The organism is Caulobacter sp. UNC279MFTsu5.1 (assembly GCF_900114015.1).
In the GTDB taxonomy this organism is placed as follows: domain Bacteria; phylum Pseudomonadota; class Alphaproteobacteria; order Caulobacterales; family Caulobacteraceae; genus Caulobacter.
This window is the reverse complement of sequence record NZ_FORN01000002.1, coordinates 174,643-193,345: the sequence shown is the minus strand read 5'-3', so window position 1 is coordinate 193,345 and position 18,703 is coordinate 174,643. Positions and strand designations below refer to the sequence as shown.

The following is an 18,703-nucleotide window of genomic DNA, read 5'->3' as shown; positions in this document are numbered from 1 at the left end:
CTATTCGATGATCACCATGTTCGTGACCTATGCCGGCAACGCCGAAACCCCCTTCAACCGCGAACATTGGATCAAGGTCCACATGCCGCTCGTGCGGCAATGCTGGGGTCCTTACGGCCTTGAGCGCGTCGACGGCTTCTTCCCGGGCGATGACGGCGTCGGCCTGATCGCCGTCGCCGCCTGCGTCTTCCGCGACAAGCACGCCATGGACGCTGCACTGGCCTCGCCCGAGACGGCGCAGGTCATGGCCGACGTCGATCTCGTCACCGCGGTCAAGCCGCAGCGTAGCCTGGCCCTGCCCCTGTGAAGACCTGGCCGGTGGCGAACTTCATCCTTGAGACAGGAAGGCGGCCGTCAGCATGACCGCAACCCGACGGATATCTCCGACGCCGTCGGCGTCCCCCGACGACAACGCGCCAGATCCACGCCGCTGGGCGATGTTCATCATCCTGCTGGTGGGCGCGTTCCTGCCGCCGCTGGACTTCTTCATCGTCAATGTCGCGCTGCCCTCGATCCAGGGGGACCTGGGCGCTTCCTCTTCCGCCGAGCAGCTCGTCATATCCTCCTATGCAGCGCTGTATGCCGGGACCCTGACCACCGGCGGGCGGCTGGGCGACCTCTACGGCCGCGGGCGCGTCTTCTTCATCGGGCTGATCGGGTTCGCCGCCGCCTCCGTAATTTGTGGCTTCGCGGGCTCGCCCTGGTCGCTCGTCGCCGGGCGCGCGCTGCAAGGGGTGACGGCGGCGGTGATGGCGCCCCAGGCGCTGGCGTCCGTGCATGCGATCTTTCCCGAGCGGGAAAAGCCGCTCGCGCTCGGCATCTACGGCGCCGTCTTCGGCTTAGCCTCGGTGATCGGCCAAGCCCTGGGCGGTATTCTGATCTCGCTGAATCTTCTGGGCCTGGGCTGGCGGGCGATCTTCCTGGTGAATTTGCCGGTGGCGGCGCTTGTCGTGGTTCTAGGCATCCCCTTGCTGAAGGACACCCGCGCCCGCAACGCCAGCAGACTGGACCTTGTTGGCGTGGCCCTCTCTATCGCCACGCTCGGCGCCTTGATCCTGCCACTGATCGAGGGGCGTGAGGCCGGCTGGCCGCTGTGGTCCCGGCTGTCGCTGGCCGCATCGCCCGGGCTGGCGCTGGTCTTCTGGCGTCATGAAACCCATCTGGCCCGCGCCGGCGGCGCGCCTCTGCTCGATCCGGACGCCCTGCGCGCGCCAGGGCTGGGCCGCGCGCTGTTGATCGCGCTGCTGTTCTACGCCATCGGCGCCTTCTTCCTACTGTTCTCGGTCTATCTGCAGGACGCGCTGCATGCGACGGCGCTAGGCGCGGGCCTTACCTTCCTGCCGTTTGGGGCAGGCTTCCTGCTGGGACCGCTGTCGACGCCGGCCTTCAGGCGGCTCGTCGGCGCCTACCTCAATCCGATTGGCCTCGGCCTAGAGACCGTCGGCTTCCTGGCCCTGGCCTGGCTCATCGCGGTGACGCCAGCGGGTGTCACGCCCACGCCCGTCCTGCTGGCCGTCATCCTGTTCGCCATCGGGTTTGGCCAGGGACTGGGCCTGCCCTCGCTGATGCGGATGGTGACCGGACGCGTCACCCCTGCCCTTTCAGGAATGATCGCCGGCGCGGTCAGCTCCACGCTGCAGGTCGGCACCGCGCTCAGCGTCGCCATCGTCGGCGGCGTCTTCTACAGCGTCCTTGGACCTCGCCATGACCCTGGGGCCATAGCCCAGGCCTTCATCGCTGCCTTGCTGTGCATCGCCGCGTGTCTGGGAGTCGGCGCGGCGCTCGGAACCTCGCTCGCGCGAGATTCCGCCACACCCTCTAGGGGAATAAAACCGACATGGCGTTGAAGAAAGCCGACTTGAAGACGTTGGCGTTGAGCCAGTCGGACTTAATGGCGTCCCCCGGCTCGAACGCGATGTTGCGCACCACCATGTCGACGGGCTGAGGATCGATCTCGCTGACCACCTGGGTATCTCCTTTGGCGGCGGGTCGAGTGCCGCACAGCAGTAGCCGATCTGCACGAGCGGCGCCGGGAGCACCAGCTTTGGACTGCTCGCCAGCCTGATCGCCAGACCCGAGCTTGTATAGCAAAAATTATATCGAAGTCCACAATCATGACGCAGCCGTCATTTTTTGGCCGATGCCTGCGTTGGTGAAGCATCGGGCGTTTCAGCGAGGTGCACGCCCCCTCTTTGCTTACACACGGGAGACGCATCGCAACGGGACATCGCCGTGTTGACACTATAAAATATAGCTTTCACTATATGTGATGTCGGCTCTTTCTGCCGACCTTGTCTCAGCCAACTCGACGAGCAGGACCGCTCACGACGCCCCGAAAGCGCCGGCCTCAGGCTCGAGGCGCCAGCGGATCGAAGCGCCATGCTCGAACCAAAAGGAGTTCCTATGAGTGTCACGGTTCACGCGCCCGAGATCGGCGTCATCAAAACCGATATCTCCGACGGCTGGACCGTCATTGAAGGCGAGCCGACCATGACCACGTGGTTCGAATATCAGTCGCCAGACAAGTCGGTCGTGACGGGGACCTGGCGCTCGACCGTCGGCGCCTATCGGGCCGAGGCGCGCTTTCATGAATATGTCTTCCTGGTCGAGGGGGTGATCGAATTGACTCCCGACGGCGGCGAGACCGTCACGGCGCGGGCCGGTGACGCCTTCACCGTTGAGGCCGACTTCAAGGGCGTCTGGAAGATCGTGGAGCCTGTCTACAAGCGTTTCCTGCTGAAGATGGGCTAGAGCATCTGACCGCTTGCGCGACTTGGCCTTCGACGGGACGCTCCGTCTCGCCGGAGGCCAAGCCTCAAGTCGGCGCCTGGCCAGTGACGCGCGGGCGCCGCCCGCGCGCTTGTGGACTATCGGTAAAGGCTTTAGGCGCCGACGCTGATGCGCACCGGCATTTGGGTAAGCTGACGCATCGAACTGCGCGGGGTCCATTCATCGGTCGCCGTGACGGCCTCGATCCTGACGTCCTGAGCGGTGACGCCCGTCAGAACGGCCTCGACCAAGGCGCGGGCGATGTTTTTGCCGGGACAAATGTGCGCCCCGCCGCCAAACGTCGTGTCGCCGCGCTGCGGCCGCGTCAGATCCATTCGGTTGGGATCGGTAAACGCCTTGGGGTCTCGGTTTCCGGCGATCCACAACATCACGATCGGCGTATGCGCCGGCACGGTCAGCCCTTCGTAGTCGAAATCCCGCAAGGCGAAGCGCTGCGTGAGCACGACGGGCGGATTCAGGCGGACAGCCTCGAAGAACACCGCCGGCACAAGCTTCTGATCGGCTCTCACCTGCGCCAGAACGTCCGGATTGCGCAGCAGGCTCTGAACGGCGTTGACCGACGCCACGGCTGCGGTGTGGAAACCATCGATCAGGTTCGCCGCCAGCATCATCCCCAAGCTCTCCGGCCGCCCCTCCTCCAGGATGGCGGCGAAATCAGCGGCCATGTCCTGCAGGATGGGATGACCGCCTTGGGCTAGGCTGCGGTCCACCGCGGCGCTGACCATGGCCAGATACTCGGCCGCGGCGGCGTCGGCGCTCACCGTCTCCTCGGGAGTGCGCACGAGGTAGAACATCGGCGACATCGTTGAGATCAGCCGCTGCGCTCGGGCCTCCTCATCCGTCGTCAAGCCCAACACCTGCGCCCAGAACCGCGCGGTCAGACGTTCGGCCACGTCGTGGCCGAACTCGACTTCCCCCTTGTCATGCGCCTCCACCAGGAGCGTCGAGACGGTTTGGCCGATCAGGTCGGCGAAGCGCGGCAGTTGCCGTGGCATGAACTGGCGCATGAAAAGCTGTCGTGTCGGTCCGTGAAGGGGCGGATTGGCGGTGAAGACCTGGTTCGCCACCAGCCTGGCCAGCGAGGGCGCTGCTGGCTCATCTGCGTCGATGGGCGCGCCGTCGGCGGTGATGTTGAATGCGGACGCCGACAAGATGTCGGCGGGCATATTGCCCGCGCTTTCGTTGGCGGCGATCCTTCTTAGGGCCTCGCTGCCGAAGACCAGCAGTCGCGAGCCTGCGCCGCGGGCAAGGCCTTCAGGATGGCGATCAAAGAGACGCTCCAGACTCCCTTCCAGGTCGCTGGCCCAGCCGGCGATCTCCTCCGGTCCCAGCAGAGGCAGGTCTTCGATCGATCGGTTGGAAAGTGATCCCATGATGCACCTTTGCTTTCTTCCCGCGAACCGGCGGTTCGATGATTACACTAGAGCTGTTGACTGACCGCGCGGCGCCTTGCTCCTAGGGATGGCCTGCGCCCGGAACGTCGACTTGGGCGGCGACAAGTCGCGCGTTTGGATGGGCCCTGCAGGTCGCCGGGTCGGTCGTATCGGCGGTGCAGACAAAGAGCGTGCGCCGGTCGTCCCCGCCCAGCATGCAGGCGACCGCCTGCTGGTCGGTCGCGATGCGATCGAGCTCCCGCCCGCCTTCCTCGATACGCACGACGGCATTGGCCGACAGCCCGGCCACCCAAACCGCGCCTTCGGCGTCGAGGCAGATACCGTCGGGTGTGACGTCTGGCGGCAGGCTGGCCCATAGGCGTCGATCGGTCAGAGTTCCGTCGGCCTGGCGCGCGAACGCCGTCAGCTGGCGCGAGGCGCTCTCGGCGACGATCAGGGTGGCACCGTCCGGCGTGATCACCATGCCGTTGGGAAAGAAGAGCTCCTCCCCGACGGCCTCAACGGCGCCATCCGGCGAAATACGCGCGAGCTTGGCCATCTTGACGTTGGCCGGGTCAATCGGCGGGTCCAAGGAGAAACCGAAGTTGCCGACATAGGCTTCCCCGTTTGGCGCCACGACCATGTCATTGGCGTGCCATGTGGCGATTTCCGACAGGTTCGCGTGCTCGACAAAACCGCCGCCCGGCTCCTGCCGGAGCACGCGCCGATCGTGCATGGAGACCACCAACATCTGTCCGGTCGGCAGCCAACCCAGTCCGCCGACTGGGGCGTCGAACTGCGCGATCGTCTCAAGACCGCCGCCCGGCGAGAAGGCCACCACCCGATGGGCGTGCATGTCGGCCACATAGAGCCGACCATCATGCCAACGCGGCGCCTCCCCGAACGCCAGATCCGCAATCAGGGTCTGAAAGACCTTGCTCATATGTCGCCCCGTCTTCGCCGCCAGGCTGGCGCGCTTCGTAGCAAAATATAGCTATAACTATATCGCGTTCGTCAATCCCGCTAAAGCGCGCCCTGCCCTCGACACCCTCGGGGCGCCTATTGCCGCACCTGCGGCGTCGAGGAGAGCAAGGCCGTTGACATTGCGCTTGATATAGCCAAGCAAGGAATATAGCAAAAGCTACAAACAACATGGAGGCGAGATGACCAGCCGCTCAGACAGGTCGGCCCAGCGCGACCTCGACGCGATCGAAAAGGGCGTTCCGGCGCTCGCCGCCCCGCTTCCTCTCGATCAGGTCGCCCATCAGGGCTGGAATCTTCTGCGGGAGGATCTGCCGATGCCTGCCGCGGTCCTGAAGACCTCGGCGCTACGCAACAACAGCGACTGGATGCGGCGTTTTCTCGCCGCGACCGGGGCCAAGCTCGCGCCGCATGGCAAGACCACCATGGCGCCGGCGCTCTTTGACATGCAGATGGAGGATGGCGCCTGGGGCATCACGGTCGCCACGCCCCACCAGGTCCAGGTCGCGCACCGCTTCGGTTTCAAGCGCCTTTTTCTCGCCAACCAGTTGGTCGGGCGCGCCGCCATCAGCCTGGTCATCGACTTGCTGAAATCCGACCCGGAGCTGGACTTCTATTGTCTGGTCGATTCAGAGGCCAACGCCGAGCAGCTGGCTCGCGCGGTCGTCGAGCACGGGCTTGAGCGGCCGCTGAAGGTCCTCGTCGAAATGGGCTATCTGGGCGGCCGCACCGGCTGCAGGACGCTCGAAGAGGGCATAGCCCTGGCCCGCTTCGTCGCCGCGCGACCGCAGGCTCTGGCCCTGGTCGGGGTCGAGGGCTTCGAAGGCATCATCCGCGAGCACACCGAGGAGGAAACGGTCGCCAAGGTCGAGACCTTCCTCGACAGCCTGGTGGCCCTCTCCAAGGCCTGCGCCGACGAAAAGCTCTACGCGCCCGGCCCGACCATCTTCAGCGCTGGAGGCTCGACCTTCTATGACCTGGTCGCCGCCAAGCTCAGCCAGATCCAGGCGCCGAGCGAGCGCATCATCCTCATACGGGCCGGATGCTATCTGACACACGACTCGCTGATGTACACCGAGCTCTTCCGGCGCATGACGGTGCGGTCACCGGAGGTGGAGGCCTTCGGGACCTATGCCCCGGCGCTCGAAGTCTGGTCCTATGTCCAGTCACGCCCCGAGCCGGGCCGTGTCATCCTGGCGTTCGGCAAACGCGACGTCTCCTATGACCATCTGCCAAGGCCGCTGACCTGGTATCGGCCGGGCGATCCGGCCGCCTCGCCGCAAGCCGTTCCGGACGGCCACGCCGTGGTCAATCTGAGCGACCAACACGCCTTCCTCGACGTGCCGGAGGATTCGCCGCTGCAGGTTGGCGATCTCGTTGGCGTCGGCATCTCCCACCCCTGCCTGACCTTCGACAAGTGGCAGGTCCTGCACCTGGTGGACGACGCCTACACCGTGACCGGCTCGATCCGGACCTACTTCTAGGCCGCCCCTGGCCAACTCAAAACATCTTGGGAGGATCTCATGACCAATCCGCTCCGCAAGCGGCTGCAGGCGGGCAAGACCTGCGTCAACGGCTGGTCGCTTCTGCCGTCGAGCTTCGCCGTCGAGTTCATGGCCAAGGTCGGCTGGGACAGCATCACGGTCGACATCCAGCATGGGCTTCACGACTATCGTTCAGCCGCCGAGTGCTTCCAGGCGATGACCGGCTATCCGGTGACGCCGCTGGTCCGAGTGCCCTGGAATGAACCTGGCGTCATCGGCAAGGTGCTCGATGCGGGGGCCTGGGGAATCATCTGCCCGATGATCAACACCGCCGAGGACGCCAAGGCGCTCGTGCGCGCCAGCCTCTATCCGCCGAAGGGCGAACGCTCCAACGGCCCGATCCGCGCGGGCGGCTATGGCGTGCCGGGGGCCTACCAGGGATTCGCCAATGATGAGGTGCTCATCTTCCCGCAGATCGAAACGGCCCAGGCCGTGGAGAATCTCGAGGCCATCCTCGACGTGCCGGGCGTGAGCGGGGTCTATGTCGGGCCAAGCGACCTTGGCTTTTCGATGGGCCTTCCGCCGATCCTGGATCGCGAGGAGCCCGAGATCCTGGCCATCTACGAGCGCGTTCTGGCCGCCGCCGCCGCGCGCGGGAAATTCACCGGGATCCAGAACCTTACCCCCGCCTATGCCGCCCGCATGGCCCAGATGGGCTTTGGCATCGTCACCGTCAGCAGTGATGTCGAGCTCCTGGCCTTCAGCGCCTATACCGCCGTGAACACCACCCGCGCCGCCGCCGGCGATCGCGCTGCGCCGTAGAGTCTCTAACTGGCGCGCGGATGAACGCGCCTTTCGCCAACGGGCTGTCAGGAGAATATCATGGGTCCTTGGAAGAACTGGTCCGGCGGCGTCGTGTGCGCGCCCGAAACCTTTGCTCAACCCCAGACGCTGGAAGCGCTCTGCGACCTGGTCCGCGCCGCGCCGAAGGCGCGGATGGCCGGATCGCGGCACTCGTTCACGCCGCTCTGGCTGACCGACCAGGTCTTGATCAACCTGGACCAACTCCCCGGTGCGCTCGAGGTCGCTGAAGACCGACAGTCCGTCTGGGCCCCGGCCGGCGCGACGCTGAAGGACCTGACCGCAGAGCTCTGGACCCATGGCCTGTCGCTTCTCAACCAGGGCGACATCAACGCCCAGACCCTGGGCGGCGCATGCGCGACGGGCACGCACGGGACCGGCGAAACCCTGGGCAATCTCGCCAGCCATACCCTTGGGTTCAGAGTGGTTCTGGCCGACGGCGAATTGGTCGAGTGCGGCGCCACCCAAAGGCCCGAGCTTTTCCAAGCTCTGCGCTTGTCGCTGGGTCTGCTCGGCGTCGTGGTGGCCATCAAGCTCAAGGTCGTCCCGGCCTATCATCTTGAGGAGCGGATTTTCAAACTGCCGCTCGGCGACGCGCTCGAGCGTTTCGACGCGCTGGCGGCCGACAACCGTCACTTCGAGTTCTTCGCCTTCCCCTATTCCGACGAGGTTCTGGTCAAGACCCTTAACCCGGTCCCTCCGGGCGGCGCTTTCGAGCCCCCCGAGGAGGACGATGAGGCGCTTTTGGCCGGGTTCTGCGAGATGTCGGCGGCCGCGCCGCCGATGATCCCTGATCTTCAGCGGCTGCTGATGAGCTTTGCGCCGTCGGACCCGACGCCGCGCCAGGGCCCGGCGTTCCAGATCTTTCCCAGCACCCGCGTGGTGCGCAACGAGGAGATGGAATACGAGGTCCCCAGGGCCGAGGGCGTCGCCGCCGTCAAGGACGTGATCGCGGCCGTCAGGGCCGACGCCCTCCCCGTCTGCTTTCCGCTGATGGTGCGCACCGTCGCGGCGGACGACATCTGGATCAGCCCTCAGGGCCAAGGCCCCTGCACGGCCATCTCGTTCCATCAGTTTCCCAAGCTCCCCTGGCGAGACTTCTTCCCCGCCATCGAGGCGCATCTGCGCGCACGCGGCGGTCGCCCCCATTGGGCCAAGCACCACACCCTGGGCGCGGCAGACGTTCGGGCGCTCTACCCTCGGCTAGACAGCTTCTTGGCCGCGCGTGAGGCCGCCGATCCGCACGGGAAATTCCTGAACGGCCATTTGGGCGCGCTCTTCGCGGCGCTCTCGTAGACAGGCGCGCGGGCCCGCCGTCCGCCGCGGCGCCCAGAGCGCATCAGGCGAAAGTTCGGGCGGCTTGGCCGCCCGAACGCACTCCAAGTGTAAGAAGCTAGAGCCCTTTTACCTGGGTCAGATGGTTTCCATCTGCCCCAGAAAGGCTCCAGTGTAGACGTAGTGATCTTGGCATCTACGACCTCCAGGAAGGGCCTGCGCCAAGGTCCCGAGGCCTGGAGGCTAGCCGGCAACTCGAAGGCCGCCGCCGGCGAAGGCGGCGGCCTTTGCTTAGGCGGGAACGCCGATCAGGGCCTTGGTTTCCAGAAAGTCGTGGAACGCAAACTCGCCCCATTCGCGACCATTGCCGCTGGCCTTGTAGCCGCCGAACGGCGCGGCCATGTCGTTGGCCCCATTGATCGACACCTGACCCGCGCGCAGTCGCGCGCCGATCGAGGTGGCGAGCGCCACGTCTGCGCCGCTCACATTCGCGGCAAGGCCGTATGGGGTGTCATTGGCGATCGCGACCGCATGCTCCAGATCATCATAGGCGATGATCACCAGGACCGGCCCGAAGATCTCTTCGCGAGCAATCCGCGCGCTGTTGTCGACCTCAGCGAACACCGTCGGTTTGACGTAGTAGCCGGTCGGCAAGCCCTCGGGCCGGCCAAGGCCTCCGGCCACCAACCTTTCCCCGTCGACCAAGGCGACCTCGATCATCGACTGGATCTTGTCCCACTGCGCCTGCGACGCAACCGGCCCCATGTCGGCGCCGCTGAGAGGGTCGCCCACCACGATGGCGCTAGCGGCAGCCTTGGCCGCCTCTGTCGCCTCGCCGATCCGAGCGCGCGGCACGAGCATGCGTGTTGGAGCGTTGCACGACTGGCCCGAATTGATCATGACCCCACGGACCCCCGCCGCGACGGCGAGCGGAAGGGCTTCATCGTCCAGAATGATGTGGGGGCTCTTGCCGCCGAGCTCCTGGGCCACCCGCTTGACGGTCGGCGCGGCGGACTTGGCCACTTCGACACCCGCGCGCGTCGAACCGGTGAAGGTGATCATGGCGATGTCGGGGTGGCTCGCGAGCGCTGCGCCAACGCCTGGACCATCGCCCTGAACGAGATTGAAGACCCCTGGGGGAAGCCCGGCGGCGTCAAGGATCTCGGCGAGAATCTGGCCGCTGAACGGCGCGATCTCCGAGGGCTTTAGCACCATGGTGCAGCCCGTCGCCAAGGCCGGCGCCACCTTGCAAAGCATCTGGTTCAGCGGCCAGTTCCAGGGCGTGATCATCCCACACACGCCGATAGGCTCGCGAACGATACGCGTCGCGCCGCGCGTCTCCTCAAAGGCAAAACCCTTGAGGACTTCGGCCGCGATGCCCAGGTGAGCCATGCCGACCGGAACGTGCGCAGCCTGAGCCAGGCCAATGGGAGCCCCCATCTCTTCGGTGACAGCCTCGGCCAGATCGCCCGCGCGCGACATATAGATCTGAATGACGCGCTGCAGGCATTCCAATCGCTCTGCGCGGCTCGTCTGCGACCAGGTGGAAAAGGCTCGCGTCGCGGCCGCAACCGCGCGCTCGACATCGGCGGCCGAGCCCAGGGCGATTTGGCCGCAGACCGCTTCTGTCGCTGGGTTGATGACGTCGCCAAGCGAAAGCGTCGCCGGCTCGACCCACTGACCGTCTATATAGAACTTCAGATACTGGCGCATTCCTGCTCCTTGGCGTTCCGCATCGCGCATCGGCGCCACAGCGGCGGTCCGCGATTTAGTTTTTACTATCAACCGCCAATCCAAAGCCCTGACCGCGATCGAGCGCTTATGCTCGAAGCGTTCAGGCTCGGCCCGAGTTCGATTGACAGCCACACGATCTAGCTTTTACTATATTAAATAGCAAGGCGACGCCAGGTGCAGACATGGCCGCAGCCGTCACCCCAATGCCCGCCGTCGTCGGCGCGGCCAGCCGCGGATTGAGCAATCAGAACATGACAAAGCCGAGGACCTACCTCATCACCGGCGCGGCCAGCGGTATCGGCGCGGCGATCGCCACGAAGCTCGCCCACGCGCGCCAGAACGTGATGCTGGCCGACATCAACGCTGAGGGCGCGACCGCCCTGGCCCAGACCCTGGGTGAGCGGGCCAGCGCCGTCGCGCTCGACATTCGCGATCCGGCGGCTTGGGAGCGGGCGTTCGATGCGACCATCGCGCGTTTCGGCAGCTTCGATGTCCTGATCAACAACGCCGGCCTCGTCCGCACGGGCCTGGCCAAGAACGTGGCCATCGCCGATCACCAGCTGACCATGGACACCAACGTGATGGGGCCGGTGACCGGCATGGTTGGGGCTTTCAAGCGCTTTCAGAAACAGGGCGCGGGTCACCTGGTCACGGTCTGCAGCATGACCTCCTTCATGCCCTTCCCCGGGGTGGCCATCTACGGGGCCTCAAAGCACGCCCTGCGCGCCTTCCACCACGGCATGGCCATCGAGGAGCGCCACAGCGGCATCGACTTCACCATCGTCCATCCGACCGCCACCGAGACGCCGATGCTCGAGCTGGAAGCGGCCGATCCTGACGCTGTCATGTGCTTCGTGGCGCCGAGCGTTTCGGCCGATACGGTCGCCGACACCGTCGTCAAGGCCATCAAGCGCAAGGCGATCGAGGTGTGCATGCCGCAGGCTGGCTCCGGAAGGGTCAAGGCCTTGGGGGTCGATCCCAAGAAGCTGCGCGCCTACGCCGATCAGCTCGAGGCCATGGGCAAGGATGGGCTGGCAAAGTGGCAGGCCTCGGCGGCCTGACCCGGTCCATTCAAAATCGCCGGTAAGTGCGGTCTCGTTTAGGGAGCTACCCATGTCTGTCTCGTCAAATACTCCGGCCGACATGACGCCGGAGGAATGGAGCGTCCGCGTCGACCTCGCGGCGGCCTATCGGCTCGTGGCCCTCAACGGATGGGACGATCTGATCTTCACCCACCTCTCCGCTAAGGTTCCCGGCGGCGATCATCACTTCCTGATCAATCCGTACGACCGGATGTTCGAGGAGATCACCGCTTCGAGCCTGGTGAAGATCGATCTCGACGGAAACCCGGTGCAAGCCACCAACGCCCCGGTGAACGCCGCCGGTTTCACCATACATTCGGCCATCCACATGGCGCGCGACGACGCCAATGCGGTGCTGCACCTGCATACTCCGCACGGCCAGGCCGTTTCGGCCATGAGTGAAGGCCTGCTGCCCCACACCCAGACGGCGATGATCGCCGGCCACGACATCGCCTTCCATGAGTATGAGGGCGTGGCGACGGACCTGGACGAGCGCGAGCGGCTCGTGGCCGATCTGGGCGACAAGTCGGTGATGCTGCTGCGTAACCATGGCACCCTGACCACCGGCCCCACCATCGCCCAGGCCTATCTGCGCATGTACTTCCTAGAGCGCGCCTGCGAAGCCCAGGTGATGATGCTGGCGGCTGGCCGAGCCCATCTTCACGCCCCGCCCGCCGGCGTGGCCGAGAAGGTTCGCGACCAGTCCACCGGACCTGGCATGTCCGTGGTCTCCGATCGCCTGGCCTGGCCGGCGCTGCTGCGCAAGCTTGATCGCCTGGACCCCAGCTACAAGAGCTAACCGGGCGGCGTCTGCCCCCTATCCGCAACCGCTTGGTTAGAGGCCGCGCCGGACCCCATCCGGCGCGGCCTTCTTATTTGCCGCGGCGCCAAAAAAAAGGCCGATCCCGCTGGTGGCGGGATCGGCAGGTGACGCCCCTTTAATGGCAAGGGGGCGCGGAGCGCTTGATCAGTAGTGGTAGCGGAAGAACACGCCGAAGGTCCGGGGCGGCGCATAGCTCAGCATGTCGTAGCCAAGGCCCGCGATCGGCGAGATTTCGACCAGAACCGCCTTATCGGTCAGGTTCTTGGCCCATAGGCCGGCTTCGAAATGTTCGTCCGGCGAGCGCCAGGCCAACTGCCCGTTGAGCTGGAAGACCGCCGGGGAGGACAGTCGATCGGTCTGGCTCGGATCAAAGAAGATCTTGGTCCGGTAAGAAGCATCGAGCAAAGGCTCGATCGAAGCGCCGGAGGCCAGTTCGATCTTGTATTTGGCCGAAAGGCTGGCGTTGAACTTCGGCGCCTCGGGCATCTGATTGCCCGAATAGTCGCCGCCCTCGGACTTGTAGTCCTTGTACTTGGCGTGCAGTAGCGCCAGCCCGCCGGTGATGGTCAGGTTGCGAACCGGAACGGCGGTGATTTCGGCTTCGCCGCCATAGACCTCGGCCGAACCGGCGTTGTCGAGGATCTGCACGGTCCGGGCGTCGCGCACCACGAAGGCGAAGGCCTGCAGGTCCTTATAGTCGTAGTAGAACGCCGACAGGCTCAGACGCAGGCGGCGGTCGAACAGGCTGCTCTTGGCGCCGATCTCATAGGCGTCGACGGTTTCATTACCATAGGGAGCCAGCTGCTCCTTATAGCTGTCACGATCGGCTTGGCCGCCGAAGAAGCCGCCGCTTTTGAAACCGCGGTTGTAGGTGGCGTAGATGTTGGACGCGTCGGTCAGCTCATAGCGCAGGCCCAGGCGCCCGGAGAAGGCGCTGAAGGTCTTGCTCTGGGCATAGCTTGGCACAAGGTCGAAGGATTCTTCAGCCGTCTCGTGATAGTCGAAGGTCTTCTTGTCGGCCGAGTACCGCAGGCCGACCGTCGCCGTGAGCTTGTCGGTCAAGCTGTAGTCGGCCTGGCCAAAGAGCGCGTAGGTGTCTGTGTTCTGGGTATAGTTGTAGCGCAGGAAGACGACGCTGTTGTCGACACTGACGCCGGTCGGATTGCTCGGCGAGGTGAAGAGCGGCCGGAAGTCACGCAGAACGTCGAAGGTGCTGTTGTTCTTCAACTCGTCACGCATGTAGTAGGCGCCCAGCACCCACTTCAACTTGCCCACGTCCGCTTGCAGCCGCAGCTCCTGGGACCACTCCTTCTGGTAGGCGATGAAGTGGTTGTGAAGGATATTGGCGGGGCTGGTGTCGCTGTTCTCGTCGATATTGCGCCGGACATTCTGGAACGCCGAAACCGACACCAGTTCGATGTCGCCAAAATGGTGGGTATAGTTGAGCGAGGTCGAATAGTAGTCGACACGGTCCTTGCCCTGGACATCGGCCGCGACCCGGTAGGGGTCGGCGCTGGGATCGGCATAGCCGCTGATGTCGGTGCAGGCTCCGCTATAATAGTACCCTGGCTTGCACAGGCCATCAGCGCCGGTGGCCTCTGCCGTGGCCGGGAACAAAGGGCGCTGCTTGGCCTGCCGGGCGCCGCCGCGGTTGCTGTATCGCGTCACCGAAAGCAACGCCTCGTCGTTGTCCGTTGGCGTGAACAACAGCGAGCCTCGGATCGCGCCGCGGTTGGCGTTGTTCACTCGGTCGCCGGTGACCGTGTTAATGGTCGCGCCGTCGTCGCGCAGGTATTGCCCGGCCAGCCGGAAGGCCAGCTTGTCCTCGATCAAAGGTCCGCTGACCGCGCCATTGGCCGTCACGGCGTTGAAGCGGCCATATTCCACCGAGCCTTCGGCGCTGGGTCGCCAGGTGGGGCGATTGCTCGTGATGCTGATCGCGCCGCCCGTCGTGTTCTTGCCATAGAGGGTGCCCTGCGGCCCGCGGAGAACCTCGATCTGACCCAGATCGAAGAAGGAGCTCAGGGTGGCGAACGGCGATCCGATATAGACCCCGTCGACATAGACGCCCACCGCGCTGGCGGTCGTGGGGTTGAAGTCGCTCAAGCCCACCCCGCGAATGAACATCTTGGGATTGGCGGCCGCGTCGCCACCCGAAATGCGCACGTTCGGCGCGGTGTTGTTGAGGTCCGACAGAACCGCCAGCCGCTTGTCGGCGATGGCCTGCGAGGTGAAGGCCGTGACCGCGACCGGAACGTCCATGAGGTTCTCGGACCGCTTGTTGGCCGTCACGACCACCTCGGCGACCGTCGAGCCCGTATCCTGAGGCGCCGCGGTTTGGGCGAACGCCCCGCCGCCGGCCGCGATAAGGGCCACCCCGCAGACGGATGCCATGCACCAGCGCTTGTAGATCATCGGATATCCCCTTTTTGGTTTGCGTTTCCTCTAGCCATGAAGCTAGCGAAAACTATATCCATTGCAATGCATACCCATGGTAGCGCGAAATACCGAACTCCAGGATTGGGTCGCCAGGACATTGCAATTTGCGCCCACAACCATGGCCTCATATGCAATGAGGCCCAAGCCAGGGATCATTCGGCCCCTTCGAAAACCTCGCGATGCGTAAACTGATGAATATGTCAGATAGCTTTTGCTATACAATCAGGCGCCCGCATCGAGGAAGCCGCGCACCACATTCTCGAGGATGCGGGACACGGGCCCCTGAAAGCCCTCCCCGTTCCAAAGGCTTCCGCAGAAGGTGATTGATCCGGTCGAGAAAATGCGCCCGCCAGCGGGCGTCTCGACATAGACCATGTCGGCGCGGACCAGACGCTCGGGGCTCTCTCCGGTCATGGTCAGAGACTCCGTCAGCATCTCTTCGTGGACGACGCCGAAGCTTTTGGGAGGGTCTTCCGAACTGGCCAGGATATGGACCGCGCCTGGGGCGCCGAGCGCGGGATCAGCGCGGTCAAGCTCAAACCCCGCCGCGCCGCCGCCCGAAAGGCCGTAGTCGCCAAAGATGTCCTGATCCACGCCGTCGAGAATCCAGCCGCCCGGCCCCGAGCGCGCATCTGGAGCGATACGGTAGTAGGTGCTCTCAAAGGGCCCCTGAGCCGAAAAGCCGATCCCCACCAGCGCCTGCGGCGTGCGGCCGTTACGCCGCCAGATGCCGCCGAGGCGTCCATCCAGTTGGTGATAATATTCGCCCGGCTCGGCCGCCCAGGTTCGGATGCCGCCTTCGGCCCGGCGCACTTCGATCATTTCAGGATGCTGAGCCTGGCGCGCGATGCGCCAATAGAAGCCGTTTCCGCCCAGATAGGCCAGGTTCCCGCCCTTTGCGACGAAGGTGGCGAGGGCGTCGAGGGTGCCGGCTGTGTGATATTCCGGGTGGCTGCCGGTCAGGACCAGGTCGTAGTCGTCGATCAGGCCCGCACCCTCGTCGTCGAGATCTTCGTCGGTGACGACGTCGAACGGAATCTGCTTGTCTTCCAACCAGGCCAGCAGATGGGTGTCGGCCGGATAGTGCCGCAGGCCAGAGCCCCTAGGGTCCTCCTCGAAGATGAAGCCCGGGCGCATGGTCAAAAGCGGCCGCAGACGCGAGCTGAGGCTGACCCCGCTGCCGTCGGCATGCCAGTTATAGGTGGACCGGCCGTAGGAACCGTACTTGACGGCGCAATAGGCCGATGCGCCCCACGCCGCCCCGCGCGCTTGAGTTCGCTCCAGACGATTGGCGAAATAGCAGTTGCCGTAGGCCTGATAGGTGTAGGTCGGCGCCAGGAAGCAAACCTTCTGGCGCGGGCCGGCGCGGGGTGGCAGGACGTAGAAGGGCAGCCAGTCCTCGCCCGCCGCCGTGGTCAGGTGGAGCGCGTAGGCGCCGCTTTTGAGATCGTCCGGCGCCGTGAAGGCGAACGAGGGCCGCCAGTCGCAAGACCCAAAGTCGTCTTCATGAAAATGGATAGCGGCGTACTCGCGCGGGGCATGGCGCCAGCTTTGCTCCTCGCCCGTCCAAGAGGCGCCCTTCACCCCCCTGACGGGCCAACGCCGCAGGACGCCGTCCCGCCCCTTGGGCCCCACCGCCGCCACGCTCTGGGTGTCGATATTCTGAGAAAAATCCCAACCGGCGATCAGGCCCGTCGCACCATCAAGGCCGGCGGCGTCGCGATAGGCGCCGTCCAGGACGGCCGGCGCCTCGATCTTGCCGGTAAAGCACGTCCCAGCTTGCGACACCGCGTCCGCCGCGATCGTCAGGCGCCCGTCCGACGGCGTGCGCAGGCCGGGCGCATCGAAGGCTTGCGCCGTCACAAGGCCGCCCACGGGCTGACAGCCCAGCACCACCTGGCCCTCACGCGCATCGACGCTGAGCCACACCCGATGCCAGACGCCCGCCTGCATCGCGGTAGGCAGGTCGCGAACTTGCGTCTCGCCCGCATCGGCAAGAAGGGCTTGCAGGCCGCTCGGCGTGACCGCCAGCGTCACGTGGGCCGCCGCATCGCCTTGCGAGATCACCGCGCCGTGGCGCGGCGGCGTCGCAAACCAGATCAGCGCCGTCCAGGTCACCGCACCGCAGCTGCTAAGATCCGGTCCTTCGGCGACATCGGCGAACGAGCCAACCGCCAAGGGCTGGCGCCCGCCCGCCGCCTCGATGGCGAAACGGTCCGATAGATCCTCGAACACCATGCCTGGGCCCGCGGGATTGGGATCGCCGCTGATGACCCGCACCAGACGGGCCTTGTAGGCCGCGCCGTCGGCGACGCTGACGTGAGCCTGCAAGCGCTCGCCGGGCCGAACCGACAGCCGGTCGAAGTAGCCCGTAATCGGCATCTCTTCGGTGTCGAGCAGGGGTATGCGCAGATGGGAGTGCAGCGTCATGACGGACCTTGGGTCAAGCAGGCCGGCGGGACTTAAGGGGTGAAATCGATCGCGGTCGCGCGCGACGGCGCCAGGCGCTGGACGTGCAGCACGGTGACGACGAGCAAGGCGATGGCCAAACAGGCGCCCGCGACCAGGAGACCGCCGCGCGCTTCGGCGTCGCTTACCAGGAACGAGCAAAGCACCGGCCCCGCCGCCGCGCCCAAGGCTTGCACCGTCGGCACGAGGGCCGCCGCCCGTCGCGTCGGGTCGGATTCGATGACGAGGGGCATCTGGAAGGGCATGAAGAAGCCCCAGAAGAAGCCGTGCAAACTGGCCAGCACCATGAACACGGGCGTCGTGGGCAGTCGCCAGAGCAGCACGAGAACCGTGGCGAACACCGCCACGCTGGCCAGGCAGGCCGAATAATAGGACAGGCGCCTGGCCACGAGCGCGGCGACGCCCGAGCCGAGTATCGAAACCGCCAGGCTCAGCGACACCGTGGCGCCGATCTGGCCCGGCGCCATTTTGGCCTGGCCGGCCAATTGCGGCAGATAGGTGAAGAAGCCGATGAAAAAGGCGTAGGTCAAAAACACCGCCGCCAGACTTGCCATGGCTCGGGCGGTCAGGCGCTGAGGACCGGCCTCGCCAAGCTCCGGGTCAGTTGGCAAGGGCGCGGCCGCACGAGGCAAGGCCAGGGCCGCCAAGGCGCCCGCCAACGCCAGGGCGGCGGCGGCGGCGAACCCGCCATTGGCCCCGAACCGGTTCATCAGGGTCACCGGCAAGATCGCCGCGAAGCCAACCTGAAGAATGCCCTGGGTGACGAGAAAGATTCCGGCCCAGCGCGCTGGCGTCGCCGACCGGGTGATCATCAGCATCGTCAGCCAGACAAGCACGCCCTCGACGAGGCCGGCGGCGGCGCGATCGGCCAGAACCGCCAAGCCCGAGGCGCGGAACATGGCCAGGTTCAACACCGCCAGCGCCAGACCGGCCAAAAGCCCGTGAAGCGCCAACTTGTCGGGCTTGAAGATCGCGCCAGCCAGCGCAACGCCAAGACCAAGGGTCAAGAATTCGACGGTGAAGGACCAGCCCACCATGCCAGCGGTAAGACGCCGCTCGGCCACGAGCGCGTCCAAAAGAATGGGCTGAACGCCCGCGAACATCAGCGCCACGGTGCCCACACCGAGATAGGCGACGATTTGCGAGGCGCTCGGCGCGCGGCCGATCCAATGGTCGTCGTCGACCGCCTCCTGGGAACGATCCAGCAGCCGCACACCCATGCTCAAACCTCCCAGGTCGTCGAGCCGCATCATGGCAAGCTCGATCCTATGAATGTAGCTTTTGCTATATCTGAGAAGCTGTCAACGCATCCTGCCGCGAAGCGCAGACTGCGGCGCCTATTTGACGGGCGATCCCTGCCCGCAACGCCCGTCTCGTGACCGGCGCGCGCTT

Annotated in this window: 15 protein-coding genes; 8 read left to right on the top strand and 7 right to left on the bottom strand. The window is 65.4% G+C overall.

Annotation, left to right across the window (positions count from 1 at the left end; genetic code table 11):
- Window positions 1–7: 7 nt before the first annotated feature.
- Window positions 8–307 carry an EthD family reductase gene (locus tag BM066_RS00940; RefSeq protein ID WP_018062541.1) on the top strand — a complete coding sequence of 100 codons (300 nt, stop codon included), beginning with the start codon at window positions 8–10 and terminating at the stop codon, window positions 305–307.
- Between the two features lie 52 nt (window positions 308–359).
- On the top strand, window positions 360–1,847 hold the full coding sequence (locus BM066_RS00935) for an MFS transporter (protein WP_218150880.1): 1,488 nt from the start codon (window positions 360–362) through the stop codon (window positions 1,845–1,847).
- Here the strand turns inward: BM066_RS00935 and BM066_RS25750 are convergent.
- A complete protein-coding gene (locus BM066_RS25750; protein WP_143093619.1) occupies window positions 1,819–1,965 on the bottom strand; it encodes a metal-dependent hydrolase in 147 nt (48 codons plus the stop codon). The genes BM066_RS00935 and BM066_RS25750 overlap by 29 nt on opposite strands.
- Window positions 1,966–2,403: 438 nt before the next feature.
- Between BM066_RS25750 and BM066_RS00930 the strand changes: the two genes are divergently transcribed.
- The gene (locus BM066_RS00930) at window positions 2,404–2,751 is read left to right on the top strand and encodes a cupin domain-containing protein (RefSeq protein WP_018062538.1); all 348 of its coding nucleotides are present in this window, start codon (window positions 2,404–2,406) and stop codon (window positions 2,749–2,751) included.
- 131 nt (window positions 2,752–2,882) lie between these two features.
- Here the strand turns inward: BM066_RS00930 and BM066_RS00925 are convergent, their stop codons facing one another.
- On the bottom strand, window positions 2,883–4,163 hold the full coding sequence (locus BM066_RS00925; RefSeq protein WP_018062537.1) for a cytochrome P450: 1,281 nt from the start codon (window positions 4,161–4,163) through the stop codon (window positions 2,883–2,885).
- An 82-nt stretch (window positions 4,164–4,245) separates the two neighbouring features.
- Window positions 4,246–5,106, bottom strand: a complete 861-nt coding sequence (locus BM066_RS00920) for an SMP-30/gluconolactonase/LRE family protein (protein WP_018062536.1) — start codon at window positions 5,104–5,106, stop codon at window positions 4,246–4,248.
- Window positions 5,107–5,326: 220 nt separating this feature from the next.
- Here BM066_RS00920 and BM066_RS00915 point away from each other — a divergent pair, with 220 nt between their 5' ends.
- From BM066_RS00915 to BM066_RS00905, 3 genes are read left to right on the top strand one after another with little or no spacing between them, the layout of a single operon-like run.
- Window positions 5,327–6,628, top strand: a complete 1,302-nt coding sequence (locus BM066_RS00915) for an amino acid deaminase (protein ID WP_018062535.1) — start codon at window positions 5,327–5,329, stop codon at window positions 6,626–6,628.
- Window positions 6,629–6,667: 39 nt separating this feature from the next.
- Window positions 6,668–7,450 carry an HpcH/HpaI aldolase family protein gene (locus BM066_RS00910; protein ID WP_018062534.1) on the top strand — a complete coding sequence of 261 codons (783 nt, stop codon included), beginning with the start codon at window positions 6,668–6,670 and terminating at the stop codon, window positions 7,448–7,450.
- Between the two features lie 60 nt (window positions 7,451–7,510).
- A complete protein-coding gene (locus BM066_RS00905) occupies window positions 7,511–8,785 on the top strand; it encodes a D-arabinono-1,4-lactone oxidase (RefSeq protein WP_018062533.1) in 1,275 nt (424 codons plus the stop codon).
- A gap of 270 nt (window positions 8,786–9,055) precedes the next feature.
- Here the strand turns inward: BM066_RS00905 and BM066_RS00900 are convergent, their stop codons facing one another.
- The gene (locus BM066_RS00900) at window positions 9,056–10,477 is read right to left on the bottom strand and encodes an aldehyde dehydrogenase family protein (protein WP_029669033.1); all 1,422 of its coding nucleotides are present in this window, start codon (window positions 10,475–10,477) and stop codon (window positions 9,056–9,058) included.
- A gap of 272 nt (window positions 10,478–10,749) precedes the next feature.
- Here BM066_RS00900 and BM066_RS00895 point away from each other — a divergent pair, with 272 nt between their 5' ends.
- Together BM066_RS00895 and BM066_RS00890 are read left to right on the top strand one after the other, a co-directional pair.
- Window positions 10,750–11,559 (top strand): SDR family NAD(P)-dependent oxidoreductase, encoded by an 810-nt coding sequence (locus tag BM066_RS00895; RefSeq protein ID WP_026176646.1) that lies wholly within the window; start codon window positions 10,750–10,752, stop codon window positions 11,557–11,559.
- Between the two features lie 52 nt (window positions 11,560–11,611).
- Window positions 11,612–12,379 carry a class II aldolase/adducin family protein gene (locus BM066_RS00890; RefSeq protein WP_026176645.1) on the top strand — a complete coding sequence of 256 codons (768 nt, stop codon included), beginning with the start codon at window positions 11,612–11,614 and terminating at the stop codon, window positions 12,377–12,379.
- 168 nt (window positions 12,380–12,547) lie between these two features.
- On the opposite strand, the gene BM066_RS00885 is transcribed toward BM066_RS00890, so the two are convergent.
- The 3 genes from BM066_RS00885 to BM066_RS00875 form a co-directional block, all read right to left on the bottom strand.
- On the bottom strand, window positions 12,548–14,818 hold the full coding sequence (locus tag BM066_RS00885) for a TonB-dependent receptor (RefSeq protein WP_018062529.1): 2,271 nt from the start codon (window positions 14,816–14,818) through the stop codon (window positions 12,548–12,550).
- Window positions 14,819–15,064: 246 nt separating this feature from the next.
- On the bottom strand, window positions 15,065–17,272 hold the full coding sequence (locus BM066_RS00880; protein WP_018062528.1) for a N,N-dimethylformamidase beta subunit family domain-containing protein: 2,208 nt from the start codon (window positions 17,270–17,272) through the stop codon (window positions 15,065–15,067).
- Between the two features lie 32 nt (window positions 17,273–17,304).
- Window positions 17,305–18,564, bottom strand: coding sequence for an MFS transporter (locus BM066_RS00875; RefSeq protein WP_018062527.1), 1,260 nt, complete (start codon window positions 18,562–18,564; stop codon window positions 17,305–17,307).
- Between the last annotated feature and the right edge of the window lie 139 nt (window positions 18,565–18,703).